The following is a 4,170-nucleotide window of genomic DNA, read 5'->3' as shown; positions in this document are numbered from 1 at the left end:
CCGGGCGGGCGACCTGCAGCGCCGCGGCGGCGTCGCCGGCCTGGTCGTCGCGCAGCGCCACGACCGCGCCGCCGCCCGAGTCCTCGCCGAGCCCGACGAGCTGCACGCCCTGGGTGCTCTCGACCGCGACGGTCGCGGCGGTCGGGCCGGGCTGCTGCAGCGCGGCGTACGCCGGGTCGGCGGCGTTGTGCTCGCCCACCGCGCCCTGCACGCTCTGCGGCTTCGCCTGCCCGGCGACCCACAGCTGCTCCTTGGCGGCGTCGAGCGCCACCCAGGTGGTGCCGACCGCGGTGAGGTCGAGCGTGCTGGCGCGCAGCGCGGTGCGCGCGACCACCGCGCGCTCGAAGCCGTCGGCCGTCGGGCGCAGGGTGACGACCTGGCCGGTGGTGCCGGACGCCGCGTAGACGCTGCCGTCGACGCCGACCGCCAGCACCGCGCCGGCTCCCACCGTGGCGAGCGGGTCGGACTGGGCCGTCAGCGCGTCGACGGACTCGACCGCGCTGCTCGGGTCGACGCGCTCGGCCCACACCCTGCCGGTCGCCGGGTCGACCCGGGCGAGGGTGCCGCCGCGCAGGTCGGCGGTGTCAGGGGTGAAGACCCGCGAGCCGGGCGCGGACGACGGCGACGCGGCGAGCGGGGCCACCGCATCGTCGCGCAGCTTGGCCGTCACCGGGTCGATCGGCATGAGCTGGCCGCCGGTGCGGCTGACCGCGACGACCGCGGCGCCGTCCTGCAGCACGTCGAGCCCGGCACCGGACGCGGCCGGCGCGGCGACGCCGGCGTCCAGCTCGCCCGCGGGCTTGTTGAGCCGGCCGAAGCGGGCGTCGGCGTTGGAGGTCACCCAGACGCCGCCGTCGTGCAGGTCGGCGCGGCGGATGACCTCGCCGTCGGCGCGCACGGCGAGCGCGACGAGCATCGCCCCCGCGACGCCGACCGCGGTCGCGGACGCCACCGTCGTGCGGCGTCTGGTGAAGAACCCCATGCTGCTCAGCCCCCCTGGCTCTCGCTCGTCCGACCGGCGGCCCCCGCCGCCGTCCCCCGTGCCGGTCCCGCCGCCCGCTCGGGCAGCAGCGCGAGGTCGTGCTCGCCGACGATGCGCGTCGACAGCGCGTGCTCGACCAGCCGGGCCTTGCGGTTGCTGGCCAGCTTGGTCGGTCCGCCGTGCAGCCCGCGGATGCCGGCGTCGGCGAGCTTGCTGCAGACGTTGTCGAGCTTGCGGTTGAAGCGGGTGATGGTCCAGCCCAGCCGCTCGGCCGCCTCGGCCGACGACGGCACCTGGCCCTGGCCGCCGCCGCGGCGCAGGAAGCCCTCGCACAGCGCGACGACCAGCAGCTTCTGGTCGGGCGTGAACGACACCCGCCCGACCGTCGTCTGGCCGGTCGAGTCGTCCTGCTCGGCCTCGAACACCGCGGTGAAGGCCGGCTCGTCGACGTACAGGTCGAACTCGTACGTCGTCGGCCCGGCGGTGAACCACACGGTGAAGTGCTCGAGCGCGAGCGGCACCCGCGCACCGGGCGCGAGCCAGGCCTGGAACAGGCCCTTGTCGTCGGCGACCGTGGCGGTCAGCGTGGTGCCCACGTTGGTGAGCCACCACAGCCCGCCCTCCTCCACGACCACGAGGAAGCTGCGGTGCAGGTAGGGGTTGTCGTCGATCTCGAGGTCGCCGACCCGCCCGATCGTGAACGGCGAGCCCGCCTCGGCCAGGAACTGCTCGCCGCAGAAGTCGATGCGCACGCCCATGTCAGCCCGCCCTCCCGCAGGCCGCGTCGGACGGGTTCGACGGCACGCCCGAGCGGACGACGGTCGCGACCAGGCACAGGGCGCGGCCCTTGGCGGTGCGCACCGTCGTCGAGGCCTGCTTCGCCTGGCGCGGGGAGCCCTGCCGGGCGTCGTCCGGCGTCGGGCCGACCTGCACGCGGAAGGTGTCGCGGTCGCGGACGGGGGCGTTGTAGGTCCAGGTGAACAGCACGCCGCCCTTGACCGGCTTGGCCGTCACGCTGGGGGTCGCGGGGATGTCGACCACCGGGTCGTCGGTGGGCGTGATCGTGGCGCGGCCGGTGGCCCTCGGGTCGGGGCCGCCGTCGTCGCCGCCCTGCAGCAGCAGGACGACGAGCAGCACGACGACCAGCGCCAGGCCCCCGGCGACGGCCGGCAGCAGGTACGCCGGACGACGCCACACCGGCACCCCGGACGCGGCCTCGGACGCCGGAACCGCTTGGGCCGCAGCGGTCTGCGCGCGCCGGACGGTGGCGTCGTCGCCGTCGTCCGAGCCGGGGTGCGGACCGGTGACTGCCGGCGCGGACGTCGGCCGCGGACCGCTCACGTGCGCCGCCGGCCCGGGCGTCGCGTACGACGTGGGGTGCGGCGTGCGGCCGTCGACGGGCTGCGGGCGCGGGCCGGTGGTCGGGCGCACCGTGGGCGCGACCCGTTGTGCCGCAACGCTCTGCGGAGCCTTGACCCGGGTGCGGTCCTGCTCGTCGTCCTCGCTGGCGCCGCGGTGGCCCTCGAGCGTGGCGTTGCCGCTCTCGTCGAGCACCAGCACCTCGGTGCGGGCGAACCGCTGCTCCTGCTCGACCTGCTGCAGGGCCCGCGCGAGCTCGAGCGCGGTGCCCGGGCGGGCCTCGGGCAGCTTCGCCATCCCTTGCGCCAGAAGGCGTTCGAGGGTCTGGGGCACGTCGGCACGACCGGTGGGCGGCGGCGGGTTCTGCCGGATGCGCGGCATCAGGGCGTAGCTCGAGTTGTCGCCGCCCGGCACCTCGAACGGCGAGCGCCCGACCAGCAGGTGCCACAGCGTCGCCGACAGCGAGTAGACGTCCGCGGCGACGCTGCCGCTGCTCTGGCCGTACAGCACCTCGGGCGGCGCCCACGGCACCGAGACGCCGACGTCGTCGAGCTCGTCGTCGTCGCGCGCCCCGCGGCCGGCGATGCCGAAGTCGGTCAGGCCGGGCGCGCCGTACTGGCTCACCAGGATGTTGGCCGGCTTGATGTCGCGGTGGGTGATGCCCGCGCGGTGCGCGGTCTCGACGGCGCTGGCCACCTGGATCCCGGTGCGCAGCACCTCCTCGACCGTGAACCGCTCGCTGCGCGCGCGCATCGCGAGGTTCGGCGGCGGGTAGTACTTCATCACCATGTAGGGCCGGCCGTCGGCCGCGACCTCGGACCGGAAGATCTGCACGATGTACGGATGGTCGCCGAGGTGGGCCATGGTGTTGGCCTCGTCGGTGAACTGCTGGCGGATCGCGTCGGTGAGGCCGTCGCGCTTGAGCACCTTCACCGCAACGGGCATGCGCGGCATCTGCTGCTCGTACAGGTAGACGTCGGCGTACCCGCCGGACCCCAGCGGCTCGACGAAGACCAGGCCCGGGATCTCGGGCGCGGGCGCCGCGGCGGCGCGGGCGGTCACGGGGTCACCTCGTAGACCAGGCTGACCTCGTCGGCGAGCACCACGACGGTGCCGGGCTCGATCGCCTGCTGGTCGCCGGGACGCAGCCGCACCGGGTCCTGGCCGGGCAGCTGCACCGTGGTGCCGTTGGTCGAGCCGAGGTCGCTCACCAGCACGTGCCACCCCTCGAGGGCGAGCTGGGCGTGGTTGCGCGAGATGTCCTTGTCGGGGCTGGCGACCTTCACCACGTGCGGGCGCTCGCCGAGCGAGGCGTTGCCGGCCAGGGTGGGCGCGCGGCCGAGCAGCACCCCGCGGTCGAGCGTGACGACGTCCCCGGTCGACAGCGTCAGCACCCCGAGCGGCGGGCGCGGGGTGCGGTAGGGCGTCTGGGCCGGGACGTCACGCCCGCACACCCGGCAGTGCGTCGCGTGCGGCGGGCTCGGGTGCCCGGCCGGGCAGAGCACCGCCAGCACCTCCGGACCGGTCAGCGGCCGCTCGGCCAGCAGCGCCGCGCGGTCGACCGTCGCCTCGTCCACCTCGTCGTCCACGGCCGGTTCCGCCGACGCGACCGTTGCGTCCGACGACATGGCCGGTATGCCGACCAGTTCTTCGGACGCGACGGGGGTGGGGGTGGGCTGGGGGCGGGTGGGCAGGTCCACGTGCTGCACCGGGACGGGGGCCGGGGGCGCCGGCGGCGCGGGGGCCGGCTCTGGGGCCGGCTCGGCGTCGGGCTCGGCGCGGCGCCAGGGCACCGAGCTGATCAGCGGGCGCGGCGCGTCGGGGGCCGG

At 76.1% G+C, this 4,170-nt stretch carries 4 protein-coding genes; all 4 read right to left on the bottom strand.

Going from position 1 to position 4,170, the window contains the following annotated elements; translation table 11 throughout:
• Nucleotides 1-982: NHL repeat-containing protein (locus tag ACYVJ4_RS16035; protein ID WP_460461143.1), on the bottom strand; the 982-nt coding region annotated here is incomplete at its 3' end.
• Between the two features lie 5 nt (nucleotides 983-987).
• Nucleotides 988-1,740: a hypothetical protein gene (locus tag ACYVJ4_RS16030; protein WP_460461142.1), complete on the bottom strand. Its 753-nt coding sequence runs from the start codon at nucleotides 1,738-1,740 to the stop codon at nucleotides 988-990.
• Between the two features lies 1 nt (nucleotide 1,741).
• Nucleotides 1,742-3,403 (bottom strand): serine/threonine-protein kinase, encoded by a 1,662-nt coding sequence (locus ACYVJ4_RS16025; protein ID WP_460461141.1) that lies wholly within the window; start codon nucleotides 3,401-3,403, stop codon nucleotides 1,742-1,744.
• Nucleotides 3,400-4,170, bottom strand: a 771-nt coding sequence (locus ACYVJ4_RS16020; RefSeq protein WP_460461140.1) for an FHA domain-containing protein, incomplete at its 5' end; no start/stop codon positions are given. The genes ACYVJ4_RS16020 and ACYVJ4_RS16025, both read right to left, overlap by 4 nt.

Source organism: Angustibacter peucedani, from assembly GCF_054779595.1.
Note: the sequence above shows the minus strand (reverse complement) of the source record. Positions and strands in the feature narration are given on the sequence as shown.

What these genes read in the sequence shown, in the direction of transcription:
- ACYVJ4_RS16030 (WP_460461142.1), bottom strand. Translation starts at nt 1,740, where the DNA reads ATGGGCGTGCGCATCGACTTCTGCGGCGAGCAGTTCCTGGCCGAGGCG.